26 protein-coding genes are annotated in these 26,840 nt (G+C 44.4%); 22 read left to right on the top strand and 4 right to left on the bottom strand.

What is annotated here, in order from left to right; all coding sequences use genetic code 11:
• Positions 1–503: 503 nt before the first annotated feature.
• The 9 genes from purU to Q5076_RS10570 all read left to right on the top strand — a co-directional run bounded on the left by purU (position 504) and on the right by Q5076_RS10570 (position 8,362).
• On the top strand, positions 504–1,361 hold the full coding sequence (gene purU / locus Q5076_RS10610) for a formyltetrahydrofolate deformylase (RefSeq protein WP_303013047.1): 858 nt from the start codon (positions 504–506) through the stop codon (positions 1,359–1,361).
• Positions 1,361–1,951, top strand: coding sequence for an imidazole glycerol phosphate synthase subunit HisH (gene hisH, locus Q5076_RS10605; RefSeq protein ID WP_303013046.1), 591 nt, complete (start codon positions 1,361–1,363; stop codon positions 1,949–1,951). Before purU ends, hisH begins: the two co-directional genes overlap by 1 nt.
• A 190-nt stretch (positions 1,952–2,141) precedes the next feature.
• Positions 2,142–2,861, top strand: coding sequence for a 1-(5-phosphoribosyl)-5-[(5-phosphoribosylamino)methylideneamino]imidazole-4-carboxamide isomerase (gene hisA / locus Q5076_RS10600; protein ID WP_303013044.1), 720 nt, complete (start codon positions 2,142–2,144; stop codon positions 2,859–2,861).
• 124 nt (positions 2,862–2,985) lie between these two features.
• Entirely contained in the window at positions 2,986–3,738 is a 753-nt protein-coding gene (hisF, locus tag Q5076_RS10595; RefSeq protein ID WP_303013042.1) for an imidazole glycerol phosphate synthase subunit HisF, read from the top strand.
• Positions 3,739–3,817: 79 nt separating this feature from the next.
• On the top strand, positions 3,818–4,429 hold the full coding sequence (hisIE, locus tag Q5076_RS10590; RefSeq protein WP_303013041.1) for a bifunctional phosphoribosyl-AMP cyclohydrolase/phosphoribosyl-ATP diphosphatase HisIE: 612 nt from the start codon (positions 3,818–3,820) through the stop codon (positions 4,427–4,429).
• Positions 4,414–5,139 (top strand): cell division ATP-binding protein FtsE, encoded by a 726-nt coding sequence (locus Q5076_RS10585; RefSeq protein ID WP_303013040.1) that lies wholly within the window; start codon positions 4,414–4,416, stop codon positions 5,137–5,139. Before hisIE ends, Q5076_RS10585 begins: the two co-directional genes overlap by 16 nt.
• A gap of 13 nt (positions 5,140–5,152) precedes the next feature.
• Positions 5,153–6,472 carry an aspartate kinase gene (locus Q5076_RS10580; RefSeq protein WP_303013038.1) on the top strand — a complete coding sequence of 440 codons (1,320 nt, stop codon included), beginning with the start codon at positions 5,153–5,155 and terminating at the stop codon, positions 6,470–6,472.
• Between the two features lie 130 nt (positions 6,473–6,602).
• Complete coding sequence (gene lysA / locus Q5076_RS10575; protein WP_303013049.1) at positions 6,603–7,763, top strand: diaminopimelate decarboxylase; 1,161 nt, start codon at positions 6,603–6,605, stop codon at positions 7,761–7,763.
• A 119-nt stretch (positions 7,764–7,882) separates the two neighbouring features.
• The gene (locus tag Q5076_RS10570; RefSeq protein ID WP_303013036.1) at positions 7,883–8,362 is read left to right on the top strand and encodes a ferritin; all 480 of its coding nucleotides are present in this window, start codon (positions 7,883–7,885) and stop codon (positions 8,360–8,362) included.
• A gap of 190 nt (positions 8,363–8,552) precedes the next feature.
• Here the strand turns inward: Q5076_RS10570 and Q5076_RS10565 are convergent, their stop codons facing one another.
• Positions 8,553–8,978 (bottom strand): DUF2721 domain-containing protein, encoded by a 426-nt coding sequence (locus Q5076_RS10565; RefSeq protein WP_303013035.1) that lies wholly within the window; start codon positions 8,976–8,978, stop codon positions 8,553–8,555.
• A gap of 138 nt (positions 8,979–9,116) precedes the next feature.
• Positions 9,117–10,304, bottom strand: a complete 1,188-nt coding sequence (kbl, locus tag Q5076_RS10560; protein ID WP_303013033.1) for a glycine C-acetyltransferase — start codon at positions 10,302–10,304, stop codon at positions 9,117–9,119.
• Between the two features lie 135 nt (positions 10,305–10,439).
• Between kbl and Q5076_RS10555 the strand changes: the two genes are divergently transcribed.
• From Q5076_RS10555 to Q5076_RS10535, 5 genes are all read left to right on the top strand, one after another.
• Complete coding sequence (locus Q5076_RS10555; protein ID WP_303013031.1) at positions 10,440–11,393, top strand: NAD-dependent epimerase/dehydratase family protein; 954 nt, start codon at positions 10,440–10,442, stop codon at positions 11,391–11,393.
• Complete coding sequence (locus Q5076_RS10550) at positions 11,393–12,241, top strand: DUF4348 domain-containing protein (protein ID WP_303013029.1); 849 nt, start codon at positions 11,393–11,395, stop codon at positions 12,239–12,241. Before Q5076_RS10555 ends, Q5076_RS10550 begins: the two co-directional genes overlap by 1 nt.
• A 58-nt stretch (positions 12,242–12,299) precedes the next feature.
• On the top strand, positions 12,300–13,289 hold the full coding sequence (murB, locus tag Q5076_RS10545; RefSeq protein WP_303013027.1) for a UDP-N-acetylmuramate dehydrogenase: 990 nt from the start codon (positions 12,300–12,302) through the stop codon (positions 13,287–13,289).
• A 5-nt stretch (positions 13,290–13,294) separates the two neighbouring features.
• Positions 13,295–14,053 (top strand): MBL fold metallo-hydrolase, encoded by a 759-nt coding sequence (locus Q5076_RS10540; protein ID WP_303013026.1) that lies wholly within the window; start codon positions 13,295–13,297, stop codon positions 14,051–14,053.
• 83 nt (positions 14,054–14,136) lie between these two features.
• Positions 14,137–15,714, top strand: a complete 1,578-nt coding sequence (locus tag Q5076_RS10535) for a DUF3352 domain-containing protein (RefSeq protein WP_303013024.1) — start codon at positions 14,137–14,139, stop codon at positions 15,712–15,714.
• A gap of 71 nt (positions 15,715–15,785) precedes the next feature.
• Here Q5076_RS10535 and Q5076_RS10530 read toward each other — a convergent pair whose 3' ends face one another.
• The gene (locus tag Q5076_RS10530; protein WP_303013023.1) at positions 15,786–16,160 is read right to left on the bottom strand and encodes a DUF3127 domain-containing protein; all 375 of its coding nucleotides are present in this window, start codon (positions 16,158–16,160) and stop codon (positions 15,786–15,788) included.
• 153 nt (positions 16,161–16,313) lie between these two features.
• Between Q5076_RS10530 and dnaN the strand changes: the two genes are divergently transcribed.
• The 8 genes from dnaN to Q5076_RS10490 all read left to right on the top strand — a co-directional run bounded on the left by dnaN (position 16,314) and on the right by Q5076_RS10490 (position 25,327).
• Positions 16,314–17,438 carry a DNA polymerase III subunit beta gene (gene dnaN, locus Q5076_RS10525; protein ID WP_303013022.1) on the top strand — a complete coding sequence of 375 codons (1,125 nt, stop codon included), beginning with the start codon at positions 16,314–16,316 and terminating at the stop codon, positions 17,436–17,438.
• 116 nt (positions 17,439–17,554) lie between these two features.
• Entirely contained in the window at positions 17,555–18,334 is a 780-nt protein-coding gene (locus Q5076_RS10520; RefSeq protein WP_303013020.1) for a 3'-5' exonuclease, read from the top strand.
• Positions 18,334–19,548: a bifunctional phosphopantothenoylcysteine decarboxylase/phosphopantothenate--cysteine ligase CoaBC gene (coaBC, locus tag Q5076_RS10515; RefSeq protein WP_303013018.1), complete on the top strand. Its 1,215-nt coding sequence runs from the start codon at positions 18,334–18,336 to the stop codon at positions 19,546–19,548. Before Q5076_RS10520 ends, coaBC begins: the two co-directional genes overlap by 1 nt.
• A gap of 18 nt (positions 19,549–19,566) precedes the next feature.
• A complete protein-coding gene (gene recN / locus Q5076_RS10510) occupies positions 19,567–21,231 on the top strand; it encodes a DNA repair protein RecN (RefSeq protein WP_303013017.1) in 1,665 nt (554 codons plus the stop codon).
• A gap of 30 nt (positions 21,232–21,261) precedes the next feature.
• A complete protein-coding gene (gene rlmB, locus Q5076_RS10505) occupies positions 21,262–22,005 on the top strand; it encodes a 23S rRNA (guanosine(2251)-2'-O)-methyltransferase RlmB (RefSeq protein ID WP_303013015.1) in 744 nt (247 codons plus the stop codon).
• A gap of 1 nt (position 22,006) precedes the next feature.
• A complete protein-coding gene (locus Q5076_RS10500) occupies positions 22,007–23,713 on the top strand; it encodes a serine protease (protein ID WP_303013013.1) in 1,707 nt (568 codons plus the stop codon).
• 642 nt (positions 23,714–24,355) lie between these two features.
• Positions 24,356–24,856: a DUF805 domain-containing protein gene (locus Q5076_RS10495; protein WP_303013012.1), complete on the top strand. Its 501-nt coding sequence runs from the start codon at positions 24,356–24,358 to the stop codon at positions 24,854–24,856.
• A 96-nt stretch (positions 24,857–24,952) separates the two neighbouring features.
• Complete coding sequence (locus Q5076_RS10490; protein ID WP_303013010.1) at positions 24,953–25,327, top strand: RidA family protein; 375 nt, start codon at positions 24,953–24,955, stop codon at positions 25,325–25,327.
• On the opposite strand, the gene Q5076_RS10485 is transcribed toward Q5076_RS10490, so the two are convergent.
• A complete protein-coding gene (locus Q5076_RS10485) occupies positions 25,295–26,776 on the bottom strand; it encodes a folylpolyglutamate synthase/dihydrofolate synthase family protein (protein WP_303013009.1) in 1,482 nt (493 codons plus the stop codon). The two genes, Q5076_RS10490 and Q5076_RS10485, sit on opposite strands and share 33 nt — an antisense overlap.
• Positions 26,777–26,840: the final 64 nt, after the last annotated feature.

The raw sequence follows: 26,840 nt of genomic DNA, 5'->3' as shown, positions 1-26,840 counted from the left end.
TGACCCCATGCGTGACAGGCATGTATTCTAACCAACTGAACTAACGCACCAAAATTTCATTTTGTTAATCTGCATCTCTCTCGATTGCGGGTGCAAAGGTAGTTGTTTTTTGTAAATCTGCAAACGTTTTAAGAAAACTTTTTTCCGGTAGAAAATGAGAAAAATGCTTAGTGTCTCATTTTGAGTGTTTTTTGTAATGAAAAAAATATTGTTTTTTATTGAAAAGGATGGTGGCGCTCTTTTGTCTTGGGGATGATGGCCTTGGATAGGGAAACGGGTTGTCATGCGATTGAACGGAGAGGATAGGATGATACCGTTTTGGGGAATGTCCTTCTTTTCATAAGATATCTATCTTGATATCTTTCTATCTGTTAGAAATCAACGTTTTTATATCAACTTTCTGCTTGAAAAATTCGTAATTTTGCAATAAATCGTTATTTTTGCGCTCTAAAATTGGAGAGGTGGAATATTTTCTGCCCGGAATTGTTAATTAGTAAAAAAGAATGATGACTACAGCCAAACTGTTATTGCATTGTCCCGATAAACCGGGAATTCTTGCGGAAGTGACAGATTTTATTACGGTAAACAAAGGGAATATAATTTATCTGGACCAATATGTAGACCATAGTGAGAATATATTCTTTATGCGTATAGAATGGGAATTGAAAGATTTTTTGGTCCCTCAGGAAAAGATTGAGGATTATTTCAGGACATTGTACGCGCAAAAATATGAGATGGATTTTCGTCTTTATTTTTCGGACGTGAAACCGAGAATGGCTATTTTCGTCTCTAAACTGTCTCATTGCCTTTTTGATATGCTGGCTCGTTATACGGCAGGAGAATGGAATGTGGAAATTCCTCTTATTATAAGTAATCATCCGGATTTGCAACACGTGGCCGAACGTTTCGGCATTCCTTTTTATTTGTTCCCTATTACAAAGGAGACAAAGGAAGAACAGGAACGTAAGGAAATGGAATTGCTGGCTAAACATAAAATTACATTTATCGTTTTAGCGCGCTATATGCAGGTGATTTCCGAACAGATGATTAACGCTTATCCGAATAAGATTATTAATATTCATCATTCTTTCCTTCCGGCATTTGTAGGGGCCAAACCTTATCATGCCGCCTTCCAGAGGGGGGTGAAGATTATCGGCGCTACCAGCCATTATGTAACGACGGAATTGGACGCCGGGCCGATTATCGAACAGGATGTGGTACGTATAACACATAAGGATTCTATAGAGGAACTTGTGAATAAAGGAAAGGATTTGGAAAAAATAGTTCTTTCACGTGCGGTACAGAAACACATCGAACGTAAAATTTTAGCTTATAAAAATAAAACTGTAATATTTAGTTGATGAAAGTAGCGGTTGTAAAATACAATGCCGGAAACATCCGTTCTGTGGACTATGCTTTAAAACGGTTGGGAGTGGAGGCGGTAATTACTGCTGATAAGGAAACTATTCAATCTGCAGATAAGGTTATCTTTCCCGGAGTGGGGGAGGCGGAAACGACTATGAAGCATTTGAAGGCGACAGGGCTGGATGAGTTGGTGAGAAACTTACGGCAGCCGGTGCTGGGGATTTGTCTGGGCATGCAGTTGATGTGCCGGCATTCTGAAGAAGGAGAGGTTGACTGCTTGAATATCTTTGATGTGGACGTGAAGCGTTTCTTGCCGCAAAAGCATGAGGACAAGGTTCCGCACATGGGTTGGAATACTATCGGGAAGACGAACAGCGGGTTGTTTAAGGGATTTGCCGGAGAGGAGTTTGTCTATTTCGTACATAGCTTTTATGTGCCGGTTTGCGACTTTATGGCTGCTGAAACTGATTATATCCATCCGTTTAGCTCGGCCTTGCATAAAGATAATTTTTATGCGACCCAGTTTCATCCGGAAAAGAGTGGTAAAACGGGGGAAAGGATTTTGAAGAACTTTCTGGCTCTTTAATTAAGGGATGGGTGTTTGCAATAAAAACACGTTTTCGTTCTTTAAGATGTATCGTATATTGACCTGAAAGGGAAGATAGTAATTTTGTCTGGCGGCTGATGGTTTCTTTCCCTGGAGAAATGGGGGAGTGGAATATTGAAAGCCCCGGTAATGAAAAGAAGTTGTAATTTGTCAAAACGTAGATAATTTGATGATAGAGATTATTCCGGCCATAGATATTATTGATGGGAAGTGCGTGCGCCTTTCCCAGGGAGATTATGACAGTAAGAAAGTGTATAATGAAAATCCGGTGGAGGTTGCCAGGGAATTTGAGGCGAATGGTGTTCGCAGGCTTCATGTCGTGGATTTGGACGGGGCGGCTTCTCATCATGTGGTTAATTACCGGGTGTTGGAACAGATAACGGCGCATACTTCTTTAGCGGTGGATTTCGGTGGCGGAGTGAAAAGTGACGAGGACTTGAGAATCGCTTTTGAGAGTGGTGCGCAGATGGTAACAGGGGGAAGTATTGCTGTAAAGGAGCCTGCTCTGTTTTGCCGTTGGTTGGAAATGTACGGAAATGAGAGAATTATTTTAGGGGCGGATGTGAAAGAACGTAGAATAGCCGTTAACGGTTGGAAGGATGAAAGTGCCTGTGAACTTTTCCCGTTTCTTGAAGGTTATGCGGAGAAGGGGATTAAGAAAGTGATTTGTACGGATATCAGTTGTGACGGAATGTTGAAAGGTCCTTCCGTGGCTCTGTATAAAGAGATATTGGAGAGGTTTCCCGGTCTTTATCTGATAGCCAGCGGTGGGGTAAGTAGTGTGGATGACATTGTCGCTCTGAATGAAGCGGGGGTTCCTGGGGTAATTTTCGGAAAGGCATTGTATGAAGGACATATCACTTTAAGGGATTTGAGAAGTTTTTTATGATTAGGCATGATTAGCATGCCAAAATGAAATAAAGGTTTTGTTATAATGAAAGGGTGGGGAGTTTTTCCCCCTTTTTTCGATTTATCGGTTATCAATTGTCAAACAGTAAATAAAAAATAGGATTGTGTTAGCAAAAAGAATAGTGCCTTGTCTGGATATAAAAGACGGACAGACAGTTAAGGGAACGAATTTCGTTAATTTACGCCAGGCGGGCGATCCGGTTGAGTTAGGACGGGCTTACAGCGAACAGGGGGCCGATGAGCTTGTTTTCCTGGACATTACTGCCAGCCATGAAGGGCGTAAGACTTTTACGGAATTGGTGAAAAGAATCGCTGCTAATATAAATATCCCGTTTACTGTCGGTGGCGGGATTAATGAATTGAGTGATGTAGACCGTTTGCTGAATGCCGGGGCGGATAAGATTTCGATTAATTCTTCTGCAATTCGTAATCCTCTGTTAATCGACGGGATTGCCAAGAATTTCGGCTCTCAGGTTTGTGTTCTGGCGGTGGATGCGAAGTGGACGGAAAAGGGATGGAGATGTTATCTGAATGGAGGACGTATTGAGACCGATAAGGATTTGTTTTCGTGGACGAAAGAGGCGCAGGAACGCGGGGCAGGCGAGGTGCTTTTTACAAGTATGAATCACGATGGCGTGAAGTCCGGATATGCCAATGAAGCACTTGCCGTCTTGGCAGACCGGCTTTCTATCCCTGTCATCGCTTCGGGAGGAGCGGGGTGTAAGGAACATTTCCGTGATGTTTTTCTTCAGGGAAAAGCGGATGCTGCATTGGCTGCCAGTGTTTTTCATTTCGGAGAAATTAAAATTCCCGAATTAAAATCGTATCTTTGCAGCGAAGGAATCTCTGTGAGGTAGCCGGTGCGTCATTTGTGGGGATTCGTATGATGAATGGCATATAATTTGTAAATAGTAAATTTAAGATATTGAGAATAAAATGGAATTGGATTTCGATAAAATGAACGGGCTTGTTCCGGCTGTCATACAAGATAACGAGACACGTAAAGTCTTGATGCTGGGTTTTATGAATAAGGAAGCTTATGATAAAACGGTGGAAACCGGAAAGGTTACTTTCTTTAGCCGTACAAAGAACCGTCTTTGGACGAAGGGAGAAGAGAGCGGTAATTTTCTTCATGTGGTTTCCATCAAGGCGGATTGCGACAAGGACACGTTGTTGATACAGGTGAATCCTGCAGGTCCGGTTTGCCATACGGGTACGGATACTTGCTGGGGTGAAAAAAATGAGGAGCCGGTAATGTTCCTGAAAGTTTTGCAGGATTTTATCGATAAACGCCATGAGGAGATGCCTGAGGGTTCTTACACAACCAGTTTGTTTGAGTCTGGAATCAATAAAATGGCGCAGAAGGTCGGTGAGGAAGCGGTGGAAACCGTAATCGAGGCGACAAACGGTACGGATGAACGTTTGATTTATGAAGGAGCCGATTTGATTTATCACATGATTGTGTTGTTGACTTCAAAAGGTTACCGCATTGAAGATCTTGCGCGTGAATTGCAGGAAAGGCATAGCAGTACATGGAAGAAACATTGATTCAATATAGGAATGTAGAAATCCATCAACAGGAACTCTGTGTATTGAGTGATGTAAATCTGGAGCTGCATAAAGGGGAGTTCGTTTATCTGATAGGAAAGGTTGGTTCCGGAAAAACGAGTCTTCTTAAAACTTTATACGGCGAGCTGGATGTGGTTGCCGGTGAGGCTAGGGTGTTGGGGTATGACATGCGTTCCATCAAACGTAAGCATATTCCTCAACTACGGCGGAAATTAGGCATTGTATTTCAGGACTTCCAATTGCTGACGGACCGGACGGTATATAATAACCTGGAATTCGTTCTTCGCGCCACGGGTTGGAAAGACCGGCGGGAGATTAAGGAACGTATTGAGGAGGTGCTCGATTTGGTGGGGATGTCCAATAAAGGGTATAAGATTCCTAACGAGCTTTCCGGAGGTGAACAGCAACGCATTGTGATTGCGCGTGCCGTATTGAATTCTCCGGCTATCATTTTGGCGGATGAACCTACGGGAAATCTTGATGTGGATACGGGAAGGTCCATCGTGGAACTGTTGCACAATATTTGTAGGAACGGTTCGTCCGTAATGATGACGACGCATAATTTGCAGTTGTTGAAGGAATATCCCGGTCGGGTTTACCGTTGTGCCGGACATCAGATAGAAGATGTGACCGCCGAATACATGCCGGGACAGAGAACAATAGAAATAGATTTAAATATAGATAACTAAAACAGTAACGAAGATGAAAGTTTTAAAGTTTGGAGGAACTTCTGTAGGTTCTGCTCAGCGGATGAAGGAAGTAGCCAAATTGATTACCGATGGTGAGCGGAAGATTGTTGTCCTTTCTGCTATGTCAGGTACGACAAATACATTGGTGGAAATTTCGGATTATCTGTATAAGAAAAATCCGGAGGGTGCCAACGAGATTATCAATAAGCTGGAGGCTAAATATAAACAGCATGTTGATGAACTTTACGCAACTCAGGAATACAAACAGAAAGGCCTGGAAGTCATCAAGTCTCATTTCGACTACATCCGTTCCTATACTAAAGACCTTTTCACCTTGTTTGAAGAGAAGGTGGTCTTGGCACAGGGAGAGCTTATTTCTACAGCTATGGTAAACTTCTACTTACAGGAATGTGGTGTGAAGTCCGTATTGCTTCCGGCTTTGGAGTTCATGCGTACTGATAAAAATGCGGAACCGGACCCGGTATATATCAAGGAAAAATTGCAGGCGCAACTTGACCTTTATCCGGATGCGGAGATTTATATTACTCAGGGTTTTATTTGCCGCAATGCCTATGGGGAAATTGATAATCTGCAGCGTGGGGGCAGCGATTATACCGCATCTTTGATTGGGGCTGCCGTAAATGCTTCTGAAATACAGATATGGACGGATATTGACGGCATGCATAATAATGATCCGCGCATTGTGGACAAGACTGCTCCGGTTCGTCAGTTGCATTTTGAGGAAGCTGCGGAGTTGGCTTACTTCGGCGCCAAAATCTTACATCCTACTTGTGTTCAGCCAGCTAAATACGCCAATATTCCTGTACGTTTGCTGAATACGATGGACCCGCTTGCACCCGGTACATTGATTTCTAATGATACGGAGAAGGGAAAGATTAAGGCGGTGGCGGCAAAGGATAATATTACGGCGATTAAAATCAAGTCCAGCCGTATGTTGCTTGCCCACGGCTTTTTGCGTAAGGTATTCGAAATTTTTGAGAGTTACCAGACTTCCATTGATATGATTTGTACTTCGGAGGTGGGTGTTTCCGTGACGATAGACAATACGAAACACTTGAATGAGATACTGGACGACTTGAAGAAATACGGTACGGTGACTGTTGATAAGGAGATGTGCATCATCTGTGTGGTAGGTGACTTGGAATGGGAAAATGTGGGTTTTGAAGCGAAAGCGTTGGATGCTATGCGTGATATACCGGTGCGGATGATTTCATTTGGCGGAAGTAATTATAATATTTCTTTCCTTATCCGGGAATGCGATAAGAAAGCTGCGTTGCAGTCATTGAGCGATATGCTTTTCAATAACCGATAATACTGAAAATAAATAATATTGGGGCTGTATCAAGATGGAGCGCTCCCCGAAAGTCCGTAACGGGCTTTTAGGGGGCATTGCAAAAAGATACAGCCTCTTTTCTAAATTAACTAAACAAGTTTTTTGAATGATGAAGGGAATGTTTCCAATTGATAAATTCCGTGCATTGCAGACGCCTTTTTATTATTATGACACGAAGGTGTTGCGTGATACATTGTCGGCTATTAATCTGGAGGTTGCCAAATATTCCGGTTATTCCGTACATTATGCTGTGAAAGCGAACGCCAATCCTAAGGTGTTGGCTATTATCCGTGAAAGCGGAATGGGGGCCGATTGTGTGAGCGGTGGAGAAATACGTGCTGCCATTCGTGCTGGATTTCCGGCGAATAAGATTGTTTTTGCCGGAGTGGGAAAGGCTGACTGGGAAATCAATCTGGGATTGGAATACGGCATTTTTTGTTTTAATGTAGAGTCTGTTCCGGAGTTGGAGGTGATTAACGGATTGGCTGCCGCCCAGAATAAAGTTGCTAATGTGGCTTTCCGTATTAACCCGGATGTCGGTGCGCATACTCACGCGAATATTACTACCGGTCTGGCTGAAAATAAATTCGGAATCAGTATGCAGGATATGGAACAGGTGATAGATGTGGCGTTGGAAATGAAAAATGTAAAGTTCATGGGGCTTCATTTCCACATTGGCTCTCAAATCTTGGATATGGGCGATTTTGTGGCGCTTTGTAATCGGGTCAATGAATTGCAGGATAAGCTGGAGGCGCGTCATATTTTGGTGGAACACATAAATGTCGGCGGTGGCCTGGGAATTGATTACGGGCATCCCGACCGTCAGGCTATTCCGGATTTTAAAAGTTATTTTGCTACTTATGCCGGGCAATTGAAGTTGCGTCCTTATCAGACATTGCATTTTGAGCTGGGCCGTTCTGTTGTCGGTCAGTGCGGCTCGTTAATCAGCAAGGTGCTGTATGTGAAACAGGGAACGAAGAAGAAGTTTGCTATTCTTGACGCCGGCATGACGGATTTGATTCGTCCGGCCTTGTATCAGGCTTATCATAAGATGGAGAATATCACATCGGAAGAGCCGACGGAGACGTATGATGTGGTGGGACCGATTTGTGAATCGTCGGATGTTTTCGGAAAAGCGATTGATTTGAACAGGGTGAAACGGGGCGATTTGATTGCTCTCCGTTCGGCCGGAGCTTACGGCGAGATTATGGCATCCGGTTATAATTGCCGCGAGTTGCCGAAGGGGTATGTTGCGGATGAGCTGGTGTAAATAAAATGTGAATGTAGTTTAAAAAAGCGAACTACGTGGAACAATCTTTATTGAAATCTCATTACTTTTGTAATGAGTTCAAAAAGGAACTGCATTAACAACTTTATAAAAATAAGATTATGATTTCAGAAAAATTACAAAAGGCAATCAATGAGCAGATCACGGCTGAAATGTGGTCTTCTAATTTGTATTTGGCTATGTCTTTCTATTTTGAGAAAGAAGGATTCAGCGGTTTTGCACATTGGATGAAAAAACAGTCGCAGGAAGAACTGGAACATGCTTATGCGATGGCTGATTATATTATTAAACGTGGCGGAACTGCGGTTGTTGATAAAATTGATGTCGTACCTAACGGGTGGGGCAGTCCATTGGAGGTGTTTGAACATGTGTACAAGCACGAATGCCATGTTTCTTCTTTAGTGGATAAATTGGTCGATGTGGCTGCCGCTGAAAAAGATAAGGCTACTCAGGACTTTTTGTGGGGATTCGTTCGTGAACAGGTGGAAGAAGAAGCTACGGCTCAAGGAATCGTCGATAAGGTTAAAAAGGCGGGTGATGCCGGCGTATTCTTTCTTGACTCACAAATGGGACAACGTTAATGGCATAGTTGTACAAAGCTAAAGATTCATACGAGGCTGTACCGAAATAAAACTGCTGCTGCGCTTTACCGGGGATATTCGGTGGATATCCCGTTTTGGTTTTCTGTTATTGAAAAGGAGAGTTTTTTCCCTCTCGGTTATACGATAAGAATGACAGGTTTCCGGATAAATAAAGCGATAGGCGGATTTCTCATTTGGGTAGAGCCTCTTCTTTTTTTCTCTTTCCTTTCTCCATAGTTCCTAAATAAATCTCCAATGAGCGGGTCGAAATCTGTATTTCGCGGAAAGATACACCCAGAGATGCGATTAACAGGATTAAAGCTACCCCGAATACATACGCGGACAATAATTGCAGTCCGATGTAGATAAGGAACATGCTCACTACACATAAAAACAGGCTGGCAATACCTAATCCTTGCATGGTACGTGTCAGGTTCAATCGTTTCCGTAAATTTTCAATCTGTGCCACGGTAATATCCGAAGGTTTTTCCATGTAACGGTCACGCAGTTGACGTACCAGTTGGGCGTATGACAGAAAACGGTTGGTATAGGCCAGCAGTATTAGGGATACGGCGGAAAATAATAATGCGGGGGTAGTGAGTGTAAGTTCTTCCATAATAATGCAGGGGATGAATGGTAAATCTTAATGGGCGGATGATGAATCTGATGAGTGTCTTGTTTTGAATGGGATGATGGGTAGGAAGTAAGATAGAAACAGTCTGTTTTTTACTTGCTACCCATCATTTATAGTCTGTTATTTCAGTACACCGAGCTCTTTTCCCACTTTGATAAAGGCTGTGATACATTTATCGAGATGTTCTTTTTCGTGTCCGGCGGAAATTTGCACACGGATGCGCGCCTGGCCTTTCGGGACAACCGGATAATAGAATCCTGTTACGTAGATACCTTCTTCCTGCATGCGTGAGGCATATATCTGAGACAGTTTGGCATCATACAGCATGACGGCGCAGATTGCACTTTGGGTCGGTTTTATGTCAAATCCGGCAGCAGTCATTTTGTCGCGGAAGTAATTTACGTTTTCCACCAGTTTGTCATGCAGCGCATTGCTTTCTTTCAGCATCTTGAAAACCTCAAGGCTCGCACCGATGATACCCGGAGCCAATGAGTTGGAGAACAGATACGGGCGGCTGCGTTGGCGTAATAGGTCGATAATCTCTTTGCGTCCGGTGGTGAATCCTCCTAAAGCTCCTCCAAACGCTTTTCCCAATGTACCTGTGTAGATGTCCACACGTCCGTGGGTTTTGTATAATTCGCTTACACCGTGTCCTGTGGCTCCTACCACACCGGCGGAATGGGATTCGTCTACCATGACTAAAGCGTCATATTTTTCGGCTAGTTCGCAAATCCGGTCCATAGGCGCTACATTGCCGTCCATGGAGAATACTCCGTCCGTAACGATGATACGGAAACGTTGGGCTTGCGCTTCCTGCAGGCATTTTTCCAGCTCTTCCATGTCGGCATTGGCATAGCGGTAACGTTTCGCTTTACAGAGGCGCACGCCGTCAATAATGGAAGCGTGGTTCAAAGAATCCGAGATAATGGCGTCTTCATCTGTGAAAAGAGGTTCGAATACACCGCCGTTCGCATCAAAGCAAGCCGCGTACAAAATGGTGTCTTCCGTTTGGAAATACTCGGAAATGGCAGCCTCCAGTTCTTTGTGTATGTCTTGCGTGCCGCAGATAAAGCGGACTGACGACATACCGTATCCGCGGCGCTCCATCATTTTCTGGGAGGCTTTTATTAACCGGGGATGATTGGACAACCCTAAGTAGTTGTTAGCGCAGAAGTTTAATACTTCTTTACCTTTTACAGTGATGGCAGCTTGCTGCGCACTTTCGATTAGTCGTTCTTCTTTATAAAGCCCGGCTTCTCTGATTTCAGCCAATGTCTGGCTGAGGAATTCTTGCATTTTACCGTACATAGTGTCTGAGTGATTAAGTTAGATTACAAAGGACACAATTTTTCTTGGAATATCAATGTCTTTTTGGCAAAAATCTGAAAAAAAAGTGCTTACTTTGCGTACAAATTTAGCTTAATAATTTTAAGTACAAGGAAAATGGAACACATTTTGATTATTGGAGCCACAGGACAGATTGGTTCCGAGTTAGCGATGGAGCTGCGTAAACGTTATGGTAACACAAACGTAGTGGTAGGTTATATCCCGGGAGCAGAACCTAAGGGAGAGTTGAAAGAATCGGGACCATCGGCTATTGTTGATGTGACTGATGGTGAAATGATTGCGTCTGTGGTAAAAGAATACCATATTGATACGATATACAACTTGGCTGCTTTGCTTTCGGTGGTGGCTGAATCAAAACCTAAATTGGCCTGGAAGATAGGTATCGACGGATTATGGAATGTGTTGGAAGTGGCGCGCGAGCAGAAGTGCGCCGTATTCACTCCCAGTTCTATCGGCTCGTTCGGGGCAAGTACGCCTCATACGAAAACGCCGCAGGATACCATCCAGCGTCCGCGTACGATGTATGGGGTTACGAAGGTGACAACGGAATTGTTGAGCGACTATTACTTCAATAAATACGGTGTCGACACCCGTGCTGTCCGTTTTCCGGGTATTATCTCGAATGTGACTCCTCCGGGAGGGGGGACGACGGATTACGCCGTTGACATTTATTATTCGGCTGTAAAAGGTGAAAAATTTGTCTGTCCTATCAAGGAGGGTACTTTGATGGACATGATGTATATGCCGGACGCGCTGAATGCGGCGATTATGCTGATGGAAGCTGACCCGGCAAAGTTGATACACCGCAATGCTTTCAATATCGCTTCTATGAGTTTCGGGCCGGAAACGATTTTCCAGGCCATAAAGAAACAGGTTCCTGATTTCCAGATGGTTTATGATATCGACCCTTTAAAACAACGTATTGCCGACAGTTGGCCGGACAGCCTGGACGACACTTGCGCCCGCGAAGAGTGGGGATGGAAGCCTGTCTATGATTTAGAGAGCATGACGACGGATATGCTTGAAAAGTTAAGAGAGAAATTGAAATAATGAAAAAAATTATTGCAGGGGTCATGCTGCTTGGTATATTGGGCTCTTGTAGCAACAAAAAAGCAAAGATTGACCCTTTCGCATCTATTACTCAAGAAGTGGATTCTATCCGGTATAAAACCGATTCCATCCACGAAAAAAAATTGCCGGAAGAGCCGAAGCCTACACAGGCTGACGAATCTTTCGACGATTTTATCTATAATTTTGCTTCCGATGATGTCCTGCAGCGTCAACGTGTGAAGTTTCCGTTGCCTTATTATAAAGGCAATGAAAAATCGAATATCGAAGAATGCCATTGGAAGCATGACGATTTGTTTACTAAACAGCGTTATTATACGCTCTTGTTTGATAAAGAGGAGGATATGGATTTAGTGGGGGATACTTCCCTCACTTCCGTGCAAGTGGAATGGATATTCATGAAGACACGGATGATGAAAAAGTATTATTTTGAGCGTATTAAGGGGGCGTGGATATTGGAGGCTATTAATCTGCGTCCCGTCGAGCGGGATAAAAATGAGGATTTTATAGAATTTTTCAGTCATTTTGCTGCCGACAGCCTTTTTCAAAGTCAACGTGTACGGGAACCGTTGGCTTTTATTACTACAGACCCTGACGATGACTTTTCGGTATTGGAGACGACTCTCGATTTGAATCAATGGTTCGCGTTCAAGCCGGAATTGCCTGCCGACCGTCTTTCAAATATTAATTATGGGCAACGGAATAATGATAATTCGCCGACAAAGATACTTGCATTGAAAGGTATCGGGAATGGATTTTCCAATATCCTTTATTTCCGTCGGAAGGCTGGCGAGTGGGAATTGTATAAATTTGAGGATGTAAGTATCTAACGGTAGTCTTCGAAGTGATGGTTATTTGACATGGTTCATAATTCATAATTATTTTGATATGTATTCTCTGTTATCTTATAATACTTTCGGTATTGATGTCAGCGCTGCCCGCTTTTTGGAGTATGCTTCGGTGGAAGAATTGAAGATGCTGATTTCGCAAGGCGCCGTGACATCCCCTTTTCTGCATATTGGTGCGGGAAGTAATCTGTTGTTTACCGGAGATTACGAGGGAGTGATATTGCATTCCCGTATCAAAGGGATTGAAGTGACGGAAGAGGATGGCAAATCGGTATCGTTACGGGTAGGGGCAGGAGTCGTATGGGATGATTTTGTCGCATATTGCGTGGAACATGGATGGTACGGAGCTGAGAATCTTTCACTTATTCCCGGTGAGGTGGGAGCGGGTGCTGTGCAGAATATTGGGGCGTACGGCGTTGAGGTGAAGGATTTGATAACGTCTGTGGAGACAGTGAACAATCGGGGCGAGGAGTATGTTTATCCTGTTGAAGAGTGCGGATATGCTTATCGTGACAGTATCTTTAAGCATCCTGATAACAAGTCGGTATTTGTGACATACGTTCATTTCCGGCTTGGCAAAGAGGAACGTTATACATTGGATTATGGTACGATTCGCCGGGAGTTGGAGAAATATCCGGCGTTGACCTTGTCCGTTGTCCGGGAAATTATCATCCATATCCGTGAGGCGAAATTGCCTGACCCGAAGGTGACGGGTAATGCCGGCAGCTTCTTTATGAACCCGGTTGTTTCGAAAGAAAAGCTGGAAACTTTGCAGGAGGAATATCCGTGCATGCCTTATTATGAGTTGGCTGACGGCCGGATAAAAATTCCGGCGGGGTGGATGATTGAACAGTGCGGGTGGAAAGGAAAATCTCTGGGACCGGCAGCCGTACATGATAAGCAAGCGTTGGTCTTGGTAAACCGGGGTGGAGCAAAGGGAAGCGATATTATTGCACTCTCGGATGCCGTGCGGGCTTCTGTCCGCGAGAAGTTCGGCATAGATATACATCCGGAAGTAAATTTTATCTGAAAGAAATGAAAATAAGAATATTAGGAAGCGGGACATCTACGGGAGTCCCCCAGATAGGTTGCACGTGTCCGGTTTGCACGTCGGCCGATCCGAAAGATAATCGGTTGCGCACGTCAGCGATTGTGGAGACGGAGGATGCGCGGATTCTTATTGATTGTGGTCCTGATTTCCGGACGCAGGCGTTACGTCTTCCTTTTGAGAAGATAGATGGCGTACTTATAACTCACGAGCATTACGACCATGTGGGAGGTTTGGATGATTTGCGCCCGTTTTGCCGTTTCGGCGCCGTGCCTATTTATGCGGAGAAGCATGTATCGGACGGTTTGCGTTCACGTATGCCTTATTGTTTTGTAAATCATCGTTATCCCGGTGTACCTGATATTCCTTTGCAGGAGATATTCGCCGGGCAAAATTTCTTTATAAATACGACTGAGGTGCTTCCTTTGCGCGTGATGCATGGGAGGTTGCCGATTCTGGGGTATCGTATCGGGCAAATGGGGTATATTACCGATATGCTGGCTATGCCCGAAGAATCGTATGAACAATTGGCGGGAATAGATGTTTTGATAGTGAATGCGCTTCGGATAGCTCCTCATCCTACACATCAGGATTTGGAAGAGGCATTGGCGGTTGCACGGCGTATTCGGGCGAAGGAGACTTACTTCATACATATCAGCCATGATATGGGTTTGCATGCTGGGGTTGAAAAGGATTTTCCCGAAAATATTCATCTTGCATACGATGGGTTGGAAATTAATCTTTGATTATCGGCGGAATTTTTAGCAAAAGTTTTGTTTCCTTTGTAGAATTTATTATTTTTGCGCTTAGCCGATAAACAACGAATATTATGAAACTTCGTACGATAGTGAAAATCGCGGTCACTTCTTCTGTTGTACTTTTGTGCGCAGGTTTCGCTTCATACTCTTTTTTCAAGTTGTCGGCTGCCGAAGGGAAAAAAGATTTCAATCTTTACGAATTGGTCCCTGCTTCTGCTTCCGCGGTGTTTGTAACCGATGATATGTTGGATTTTGTGGCGGAAATAGACGGGTTGGCGTGCAGTAAAAACCGGCAATACCTTCATGCTTCTAAAATCTTTTCTTATCTGAAAGAATGTCTTTATACTCTTCTGGAAGACGCGCCTCACGGGTTGAGCCGACAAATGAATCGGATGCTGATAAGTTTTCATGAACCGGACAATATTTATAACCAGATACTTTATTGCAGGCTGGGAGAAAGCGACCGGCAGTTGCTTGAACGTTTTGCAAATAAGTATATTTTATCGCTATATCCGCCTAAGATTTTTAAGTATAGAGGAGAGAAAATAACAATTTATCCTATGGCGGACGGTAACTTTCTGGCATGTTACCTGACATCGGATTTTATGGCTTTGAGTTATCAGAAAAAGTTGATAGAAGATGTCATTGATACGTATAAGGGCGGAATATCATTAGCGGACGATTCCGGATTTGTCGAGACGGCCGCTCTGAAAAAAAACACTGCGATTGCTACGGTTTATACCCGTTGGGAAGGGATGATGGGATGGACGGAGTTTGACATGAAATTGCGGGATGATTTTATTTATCTTACCGGAGTCAGCCATGAAAAAATAGATACTTGCCTAACATTTGCGGACATGCTCCGGAAGCAGGATTCTGTCAAAGGATTTCCTGGAGAGAGACTTCCTTCCACTGCTTTTTATTTCAGTAAACAGGGAATCTCCGATTGGACGTTTTTGCTTTCTTACGGAGGTGCGCCCGGACAAGAGAAGGCGGGCCGCACGGATGAAATACGGAACCGGGATAGGGAGTTGTCCCGTTATTTGATAGAGAATGCCGGGCAGGATTTGATTGCCTGTCTTTTTCAACATGAAGATACGTTGCGGAAAACCGCGGCAGTTTTGAGTATATCTGTGGCGGATGCGAAAGAGGCTGAAAGGACGCTTCGCTCTCTTGTCAATACGGTTTCACAGGAGGAAGGGAGAACAGTGCCTCGTATCTCTTTGGGATATACTGCCGGTAAGGCATATCCTGTCTATCGGTTGCCTCAAACGAGCTTATTTGAGCGGTTAACGGGTTTTACAGGACCGGTTTCGGATGTTTATGCCGTATTTTACGGCGAACGTTTGTTGTTTGCTCCGGACGAAGAAAGCCTGTTTTGTTATATCCGCCAACTGGATAAAGGTGAAGTACTTGACGGAGCGGTAACTTATCGGGCGGGGATGGACAGTTTGTCCGATTCCTATCATTTTATGTTGGTAGCGGATTTTGACCGGATATTTCAGCAATCGGAAACTTTGGTCCGCTTTGTGCCTGACTTCTTTTTGCATCATGCCGGTTTCTTCCGTAATTTCACATTATTTGTCCAGTTTATTTGTACTGACGGAGTAATATATCCCAACCTTGTTTTGAAATATCAGGCGGAATAAAAAACTCCCGGCAAAAATCAGTCTTTGCCGGGAGTTTTTTATATGTACCTCTTAAACCGGGAGTTTTTACCTTAAAAAGGCAAATCGTCTTTAGCGTCGCCCGGAGTGAATTCCGGAATAGCGGTAGGGGGCGGGGGAGGAACGGGAGAACCCGGAGCCATTGGGGCATTTGCGCCTACACGTTCGACTTTCCATGCACGAATCCGGTTGAACCAACGGTCCTGCCACGGATTGGCATCGATATCGAATGAAACGGTCAACTCTTCGCCCATCTGGATATTGAACTGATCGATTTTTTCCGCTCCGAATACTTCGAAGCACATTTTTCTCGGATATTGGTCATGGTTCTCAATAACGAACTCCTGCGCTTTCCACTCGTTACCGGTAGTTTTTGAGACTCCTCCTTTGGGCTGGAGGATAGCGATGATTTTTCCTGTAAATTCCATTGTGATAATTTTAAATTCAGCGGCGAAGTTACAATTTTTTAGTAATATCCCTTACACAAAGCCCGTTTTTTTCTTTTGTTTTATTGGGAAGCCCCAATCTTTTTCGTAACTTTGTGCGATAAGAACATTTAAAACTTAAATACACGAAAATATATGAAATTTATCGTTTCAAGTACTGCTCTTTCCAGCCGTTTACAGGCTATCAGCCGTGTGATTAATTCAAAAAATGCGCTGCCTATTCTCGATTGTTTCCTCTTTGAACTGGAAGACGGAACATTGTCTGTAACAGTGTCTGACAGTGAAACAACAATGGTTACCACCGTGGAAGTGAATGAAAGCGATGCAAATGGACACTTTGCCGTACCGGCGAAAACGTTGCTTGATGCACTGAAAGAAATTCCGGAACAGCCTCTTGCCTTTTCAATTAATGCGGACAATTACGAGATTACGGTGCAGTACCAGAACGGGAAATATAGCCTGATGGGGCAGAATGCAGATGAATTTCCACAGTCCGCTACATTGGGAGACAATGCGGTCCGTGTAGAGATGGAGGCGAAAGTATTGCTGGGGGGAATCAACCGTTCGGTTTTCGCTACTGCCGATGATGAATTGCGTCCGGTGATGAACGGTATTTATTTCGATATTACGACTGAAGATATTACGATGGTGGCTTCGGACGGTCACAAACTGGTACGTTGTAAGACGCTCGCTGCAAAAGGCAGTGAACGTGCGGCGTTTATCCTGCCGAAGAAACCGGCGACTTTGCTTAAAAATCTGTTGCCGAAGGAACCGGGAACCGTAACGATTGAATTCGATGAACGCAACGCTGTGTTTATGCTTGAAGGCTATCGCATGGTTTGCAGGTTGATTGAAGGACGTTATCCGAATTATAATTCCGTGATTCCGCAGAATAATCCGCATAAGGTGACGGTGGACCGCCTGCAATTACTGGGAGCTTTGCGCCGTGTATCTATTTTTTCGTCACAGGCGAGCAGTTTGATTAAACTCCGCATGCAGGAGAACCAGATTGTGGTTTCCGCGCAGGATATCGATTTTTCCACTTCCGCCGAAGAAACGCAAGTCTGCCAGTATTCAGGTACGGCGATGAGCATCGGCTTTAAATCTACATTCCTTATCGACATCCTGAACAATATTTCGGCGGATGAAGTTGTCATAGAGCTTGCAGACCCTTCACGCGCCGGTGTAATCATCCCGGTGGAACAAGAGGAAAATGAAGATTTGTTGATGTTGCTGATGCCTATGATGTTGAACGATTAATTATATTTCCCCACAGAGGACGCAGAGAATACAGAGGATAGTAAATCATGATTTATTATCATTACTTGGGCTCTGCGTCTTTTGTGTCCTTTGTGGTGATACAAAATACATAAACAATGAAATTAAATTTGAAAAACCCCATCGTCTTTTTTGATTTGGAGACGACCGGAACAAATATCAACACAGACCGAATCGTTGAAATCTGTTATTTGAAAGTGTATCCGAATGGTAATGAAGAAGCAAAGACTTTGCGTATCAATCCTGAAATGCATATCCCCGAAGCGTCTTCTGCCGTGCACGGTATTTATGATGCGGATGTAGCGGATTGTCCTACCTTTAAGGAGGTGGCGAAAAATATCGCCCGCGATATCGAGGGATGCGATTTGGCCGGATTCAACTCCAACCGTTTCGATATTCCGGTGCTTGCCGAAGAATTCTTGCGTGCCGGAGTGGATATTGACATGACAAAACGCAAGTTTGTGGATGTACAGGTGATATTCCATAAAATGGAGCAACGTACTTTGTCGGCCGCTTATAAGTTTTATTGCGATAAAAACCTGGAAGATGCACATACGGCAGAGGCCGATACGCGGGCTACATACGAGGTGTTGAAAGCGCAGCTCGACCGTTATCCGGAACTTCAGAATGATATAGCTTTTTTGGCGGATTATTCCAGTTTCAGCAAGAATGTGGATTTTGCCGGCCGTATGGTTTACGATGATAACGGCGTAGAAGTATTCAACTTCGGAAAATATAAAGGAATGTCGGTCGTCGAGGTGTTAAAGAAAGACCCCGGATATTACAGTTGGATTTTAAACAGTGATTTCACATTGAACACAAAGGCGGTATTGACGAAAATCCGTTTGCGTGAAATGAGTAATTTGATTACAAGATAATGCTGAAAGGGAAAAAGATAATTCTTGGAATTACAGGCAGTATTGCCGCATACAAAGCTTGCTATATCATTCGCGGATTGATAAAACGGGGGGCGGAAGTGCAAGTGGTGATTACCCCGGCAGGAAAAGAATTTATTACTCCTATTACTCTTTCCGCTCTGACTAGTAAGCCGGTTATCAGTGAGTTTTTTGCACAGCGGGACGGTACGTGGAACAGCCATGTGGATTTGGGGTTGTGGGCGGATGCGATGTTGATAGCGCCTGCCACTGCTTCCACTATCGGAAAGATGGCAAACGGAATTGCCGATAACATGTTGATAACAACCTATCTTTCTGCTAAAGCTCCGGTGTTTGTGGCTCCGGCGATGGACCTCGATATGTTTGCCCATCCTGCTACTCAGAAGAATCTGGAGATACTTCGTTCGTATGGCAATCACATTATCGAACCCGGTACGGGTGAATTAGCCAGCCATCTGGTAGGAAAGGGGCGTATGGAAGAACCGGAAAATATCATTCGCGTATTGGACGAGTTTTTTTCCGCAAGCAATGAGCTGGAAGGAAAAAAAATCATGATTACGGCGGGACCGACTTATGAAAAGATTGACCCGGTCCGTTTTATCGGTAATTATTCTTCCGGAAAAATGGGATTCGCGTTAGCGGAAGAGTGTGCCCGTCGCGGAGCGCAGGTAACGCTGATTACAGGCCCCGTACAGTTGCAGACAAAGCATTCGCGTATTTGCCGTATCGATGTGGAGTCTGCTCAGGAAATGTTTGAGGCGTCGCAGGTACATTTTGCTGAAGCCGATGCAGGTATCCTTTGTGCGGCGGTAGCCGATTTCAGGCCGGAAGCGGTTGCCGATAAGAAAATCAAACGGGAAAAAGAAGAATTGGCTTTGCGTCTGCAGGCTACGGAAGACATTGCGGCCGGTTTGGGGGCGAAAAAAGGCAAGAATCAGCTATTGATAGGTTTTGCCCTTGAAACCCATGATGAACAACAAAATGCCGAAGGGAAGCTGGCGCGTAAGAATTTTGATTTTATCGTGCTGAACTCGCTGAATGACGCAGGGGCGGGATTTCGCCATGATACGAATAAAATAAGTATCATTGACCGGAAAGGCCGTACGGATTATCCGTTGAAGCCGAAAACGGAAGTGGCCCGTGATATTGTAGACCGTTTGGAAACAGCGTTCAATACTCAGGTTTGTAGTATATAATTTATAATTCAAATAAAGGTGTTACGTTCACTATATATTCAGAATTACGCATTGATAGAGAAGCTGGACATCAGTTTTGAAACAGGTTTTTCCGTTATAACTGGTGAGACAGGAGCCGGAAAGTCAATTATTCTGGGAGCAATCGGACTGTTGCTGGGGCAGCGGGCAGATGTAAAAGCGATTCGTCGCGGCGCTTCCAAGTGTGTGATAGAAGCCCGTTTCGATATTTCGGCATATAATATGAATTCTTTTTTTGAAGAGAACGAACTGGAGTATGATAACGAATGCATCTTGCGCCGTGAAGTACAATCGTCCGGCAAGAGCAGAGCATTTATCAATGATACTCCCGCATCTCTGGCACAAATGAAAGAACTGGGAGAGCAACTGATAGACGTGCATTCACAGCATCAGAATTTGTTGCTCAATAAAGAGGGATTTCAATTGAATGTGCTTGATATTCTCGCGCATAATGACGCTGCGCTGGAGAAATACCAGTCTTGTTATGCCGAATGGAAGAAAACGGAGCGGGAATTATCGGAATTGGAGGAACTGGCGGAAAAGAGCCGCGCCGATGAAGACTATATTCGTTTTCAGTTGGAACAGCTTGAAGAAGCCTGCCTTACCGGAGGAGAACAGGAAGAATTGGAACAGGAAGCTGAAATGCTGAGCCATGCGGAAGAAATCAAGGCGGGGCTTTATCGGGTGGAACAATCTTTCCTTTCGGACGAAGGAGGATTACTCTCTTATCTGAAAGATAATCTGAACATATTGAACAACCTGCAAAAGGTTTATCAGCCGGCGGGGGAATTGGCGGAACGTATGGAAAGTACCTATATTGAGTTGAAAGATATTTCACAGGAAGTATCTTCACAAGGAGAATCCATAGAGTTCAATCCCGGTCGCCTGGACGAAGTGAACGAACGTTTGAACTTGATTTATTCTTTACAGCAGAAACATCGGGTACAGACACTTGAAGAATTGATTGCCCTGACAGACGAGTACCGTAGCAAGTTGGCTGACATAACTTCTTATGATGAGCGCATCGCTGAATTGACGGAGCGTAAAGAGAAACAGTACGGACAAGCGAAAGAACGGGCGGAGACGCTCACTAAAGCGCGGGCGGCAGCGGCCCGTGAAGTGGAAAAGCAGTTGGCGGCCCGGCTGATTCCGTTGGGAATGCCGAATGTCCGTTTTCAGGTCGAGATGGGGTTAAAAAAAGAATTGGGGATGCAAGGAGAGGATACCGTTAATTTTTTGTTCTCCGCTAATAAAAACGGTATGTTACAGAGCATTTCCTCCGTAGCTTCCGGGGGTGAAATAGCCCGTGTCATGCTTTCTATCAAGGCAATGATTGCCGGAGCCGTGAAATTGCCGACTATCGTATTTGACGAGATAGACACGGGAGTTTCCGGTGAGATAGCCGACCGTATGGCAGATATGATGCAGGAGATGGGAGAGCACAACCGTCAGGTAATCAGTATCACCCATTTGCCGCAAATAGCTGCCTGGGGACGCGCTCATTATAAAGTATATAAGAAAGATAACGATACGGAAACGAACAGCCATATACGCCGTCTAACCGACCGGGAACGGGTAGAGGAGATTGCCCACATGCTGAGTGGAGCAACGTTGACGGAGGCGGCCCTTAGCAATGCCAAGGCTTTGTTGGCGCGTACTTCATAGTTTTTAATTCAAAATTTATAATTAATACAGATGCTTGATAAAAGTGAAATGATTTTCGGCGTTCGTGCCGTGATAGAAGCCATTCAGGCTGGAAAAGAGATTGATAAGGTCTTGGTGAAGAAAGACATTCAGAGTGATCTTTCCAAAGAACTTTTTGCAGCTTTGAAAGGTTTGCTGATACCAGTTCAGCGTGTTCCGGTGGAGCGTATTAACCGTATCACCCGAAAGAATCATCAGGGTGTGGTTGCTTTTATTTCATCCGTGACCTATCAGAAGACGGAAGACCTTGTCCCTTTTTTATTCGAGCAAGGCAAGAATCCTTTTTTCGTCATGCTTGACGGGGTTACAGATGTGCGTAATTTCGGCGCGATAGCCCGTACTTGCGAGTGTGCGGCGGTAGATGCCGTAATTATTCCAGCTCGCGGAAGCGTGTCGGTGAATGCCGATGCCATAAAAACTTCTGCCGGAGCGTTGCATACGCTTCCCGTATGCCGTGAGCAGAGTTTGCGCACGACCTTGCAATATCTGAAAGACAGTGGTTTCCGTATCGTAGCTGCGACGGAAAAGGGAGACTATGATTATACGAAAGCCGATTATACGGGGCCGTTGTGCATTGTTATGGGGGCGGAAGACTCAGGTGTCTCTTATGATAACCTCGCCCTTTGTGACGAATGGGTAAAGATACCGATGCTTGGGAACATCGAATCCCTGAATGTTTCGGTAGCTGCCGGTATTTTGGTCTATGAAGCAGTAAAACAAAGAAACAATGAGTGATATGAAGAAGATTTTAATTCTACCTTTAGCGTTTTTCTTTCTGGCACAGGGAAGTATGGCGCAGACTCCGAAATGGGTGGAGAAGGCAAAACGGGCAGTCTTCTCTGTGGTGACTTACGACAAGAACGACAAAATGTTGAATACCGGAAACGGTTTTTTTGTATCTGAAGACGGGCTTGCTTTATCCGACTATACTTTGTTTAAGGGAGCCGAACGCGCGGTTATTATTACGGCCGACGGAAAGCAGATGCCGGTTGATGTGATACTCGGCGCCAATGATATGTATGATGTCATTAAGTTTCGTGTAGGTATCACCGAGAAGAAAGTACCCGCGTTGACTGTAGCGAAAACAGTTCCTGCGGTGGGCGCCGATGCATGGATGCTTCCTTATTCCACGCAAAAGAGTATTGCTTGCGTGTCCGGAAAAGTAAAAGATGTAGCCAAAGCAGCGGGAGAATACCATTATTATACATTGGGCATGCAGATGAAAGATAAAATGGTGAGTTGTCCGGTGATGAACGTAGAAGGAGAAGTGTTCGGCATTTCCCAGAAATCTTCCGGCATTGACACGGTGAATACTTGCTATGCGGCGGGGGCGGCTTTCGCCATGTCGCAGAAAATCAATGCTCTTTCCCTGGGAGACGCCACGCTGAAAAGCATCGGCATTCGCAAAGGACTGCCCGATACGGAAGAGCAGGCACTGGTCTATTTGTTTATGGCCTCTTCGCAACTGAAGGAAGAGGATTATGGAATACTGCTGGAAGACTTCATCCGCCAGTATCCGGATAATACGGATGGATATCTTCGCCGGGCAAGTTATTATATAGCTAAGGGAAAAGACGGACAATCCTGGTATGACAAAGCTGCCGAAGATTTGGAGAAAGCATTGAAAGTAACCCGGAAGAAAGATGATGTATATTATAACATTGCCAAGCTGATACATGCCTATCAGTTGTCAAAGCCGGAGACAACCTACAAAGACTGGACTTACGACACCGCATTGGAAAATGTCCGTGAGGCGATAGCTCTTGATTCGCTGCCTGTCTACATCCAACTGGAGGGAGATATATTGTTTGCGAAATCGGATTATGAAGGAGCCTTGGCTGCCTATGAGAAAGTGAATGCCAGCAATATTTCTTCTCCTGCTACCTTTTTCAGTGCGGCCAAGACCAAAGAATTGCTGAAAGCAGACCCGAAAGAAGTATTGGTTCTGTTGGACAGTTGCATAGCCCGTTGTCCGCAGCCCGTTACGGCAGCTTACGCCCCTTATCTTCTGGAACGCGCACAAATGAGAATGAATGCGGACCAGGCACGTGACGCCATGCTTGATTATGATGCCTATTTTAAAGCCGTCAATGGACAGGTGAACGATGTGTTTTACTATTATCGCGAACAGGCTGCATTGAAAGCGCGCCAATATCAACGTGCATTGGACGATATTGCCAAGGCAGTGGAGTTGAATCCGAAAGACCTGACTTACCAGGCGGAACAGGCAGTTGTCAATCTGCGTGTGGGACGTTATGAAGAAGCAGTCCGGATACTTGGCAACGTAATAAAGACAGAGCCGAAATATGCCGAAGCCTACCGGTTGCTCGGTTTGTGCCAGATACAATTGAAAAAGACAGACGAGGCGTGTGCGAATTTTAACAAGGCGAAAGAACTGGGTGACCCCAACGCAGACGATTTGATAAAGAAATACTGCAAGTAAGAACCGTATTTTTGAAAGGATATTCATACGATAGGGAAAAAATAAAGAAAAGGCAATTCCCGTGAAAAAGTAAACTTGCCCTTCACCGGATTGCAAAAATGTAAAAATGCGGAATTAGCCGAATATCTATTACTGAATATCCCTATGAAAAAAGGAGCTGCATCGTGCATTACGACACAGCTCCTTCTCATTTTGGGGACATGTTTTAAACTCTCTCTCTTTTAATTTTTCCCCGCTTGTTAAGTTCAGGTTATAGGTTGTAATGATATATAGGTTTGATCATTTTTACATCCGCTTTTATCAGTTAAATGCAATGAAATCCGGAATACTGCATCGAATCAATAATTTTTTTCAGAAAATATTCGAATTTCTTTTAGAGCGGTGGATAACTCTCTGATAATACATTCTTATGACATCGGTTATATTCGGAAAATTGCCCGTTCATATCCGTATGAAATAAATCCCGGAGAAAGATTGAGGCATATTTACGTAATATGTCGGGCGATAATGGATATATTGCCTGTATTTATTTATATTCTAATCAAAAAGCTTTCTTTATTTATATTTTTTTATATCTTTGCTTCTATATTGAAAAACACGGATGATAATTCACTTTATTTATTCATATAAATTTAACAAATTATGTTCAAAGCTCCTTTCTCTTTTGAGGGTCGTATTCGTAGAATCGAATATTTCCTGTCAGGTATTGTCGGTGGTATAGTATTCGGTATTGCATGGACATTGGGTATCGGTACATTAATTTTAGGTGCGGGCATGGGTTCTGCAGGCGGGTCAATATTAGGCATATTGATTGGTATTGCGGCGTTAGTCGCTTCTATGTGGTTCTCTTTGGCGCAAGGCGTGAAACGTCTGCATGACCTGAATAAATCCGGCTGGTGGATTCTATTGTGTTGCATTCCGTTTGTCGGTTGGATTTTTGCACTGTATATGTTGTTTGCCGACGGCACTGTGGGACCCAATCAATACGGGGAAGACCCTAAGAACCGCATGCCGTATCAGGCACAGCCCACTTCCGTAAATGTGACGGTAAATGTTGCCAAGGAAGAAGTGAAGGTTGAGAAAAAAGAAGAAGTTCCTGCTGCCGGTACTCCTGCTGAAGACAAGGGAGAAAAGGCAGAATAATATTTAAGAATAAAAAATGACGATGCCTCTTGCAAAATTCGTTTTGCAAGAGGTATTTTTTTGTTATCTTTGAAAATCGATAAAATAAAAATAGATATGAAAAAAGTAATTTGCAGTGAGAAAGCACCGGGAGCTATTGGTCCTTATAGCCAGGCGGTGGAAGCCAATGGAATGATATTTGTATCCGGGCAGTTGCCTATTGACGCCTCTACCGGAAAGATGGCGGAAGGAATAGAAGAACAGGCACGCCAATCGTTGGAGAATATAAAACACATCCTTGAAGAAGCGGGATTGACAATGGGAAATATTGTCAAAACCACCGTATTCCTCCAGGACATGTCTTTGTTCGCCGGAATGAACGGTGTATATGCCACCTATTTTGACGGCGCTTTCCCTGCGCGTTCGGCAGTTGCGGTAAAAGCGCTGCCGAAAGACGCATTAGTGGAAATTGAGTGTATCGCGGTTCGCTAACAAATCCGCGACAATGAAGTTGCTGCCTCCCACGAAAATAAAATCTTTCGGGAGGCAGTTTTTTTGAGCTGCCTGTACGGCATCCGCCACGGTAGGATAAGCAGACCCTTTCAATCCGGCTTTTTCAGCCAGTTGCAACAATTCGTTTTCCGGAAGTGCCCGTTTCACGCTCGCCTTGGTGAAATAATAGGTGGCGTCCTTGGGCAACAATTGTAAAACACCGTTGATATCCTTGTCGTTAACCATGCCGAAAACGATATGTAGGTTCTTGTGACATTCTTGGCGGATATGTTCGAGTTGGTCTGCAATCCATCTTATTCCGTCGGCATTATGCCCCGTATCGCAGATGATGTCAGGATAACTTTGCAGTTTTTGCCAGCGTCCCATTAATCCGGTCATTGCACATACATTGCCGAACCCGTTGAAGTAGTCCGCTTTTGTTATGGCATATCCCGATTTTTCCAGTTCCTTGAGAGCGCTGATGATGGTAAAGCAGTTTTCCGCCTGATAGACGCCGTTAAGTTCGAAAAAGATACCGGTCGGAAATTCGGGTCCCGTGATGGCAATGACATCTTTTCGCCTGTCCACCATCCTGTCAAGGGCCTGCAGGCTTTGAGCCGGATTCGTGATTGATAAAAACTCCAGTAAATCCAGGTTTATCGCCTTTTCCGCCAGTTTCTGGAGACTCTTGCTGCTCTCCAAAGTATCCGCCAGTTGTTGCCTGATATTTGCCAGTTCTTTGTAAGTCATCCAGTCCAGGCGGTAATTTTTTTTCAGGTGTTCCGCGTAAACGACAGGCGCGCCCATCTCTTTTGCCTGGGTGTTAAATACACGTTTCACGCTTCCCGCTGCCCTGCCGATTACTACCGGGACCCCCTTTTTGATAATACCGGCTTTTTCTTTCGCTATTTTAGTCAATGTGTCGCCCAGATACTGTACATGGTCGAAACCTATATTGGTGATGACGCATAAGTCGGGACGGATGATATTGGTACAGTCCAGACGCCCTCCCATACCTACCTCGATAACGGCCACATCCACTTTCCGGTCGGCAAAATAGCGGAATGCCATAGCAGTGGTCAGTTCAAAGAAAGAAGGATGTAAAGGCTCGAAAAACGGGCGGTGTTCTTCTACGAAGTTGACTACATACTCTTCCGGTATCATTTCCCCGTTGATTCGGATGCGTTCCCGGAAGTCTAACAAGTGGGGCGAGGTGAATAATCCTACCCGGTAACCGGCAGACTGCAATACTGCCGCAATCGTGTGGGAACAAGAGCCTTTTCCATTGGTCCCGGCAATGTGTATCGTTTTGAATTGCCGGTGCGGATGTCCGAAATGTTCATCTAATTTACATGTCGTCTCTAATCCCGGCTTATATGCTTTGCCTCCTATCTGCTGGAACATTGGCACACTTTCATATAAGTACTTTAAAGTGTTCTGATAATCCATGTTTTATAATATTTAACTTCGGACACTCTTGATTGCCCGTTAATTTGTTTATCTTTAGAACCAT

Source organism: uncultured Bacteroides sp. (genome assembly GCF_958445495.1).
Classification (GTDB): Bacteria; Bacteroidota; Bacteroidia; order Bacteroidales; family Bacteroidaceae; genus Bacteroides.
This window is presented reverse-complemented; position numbering and strand designations above follow the sequence as displayed.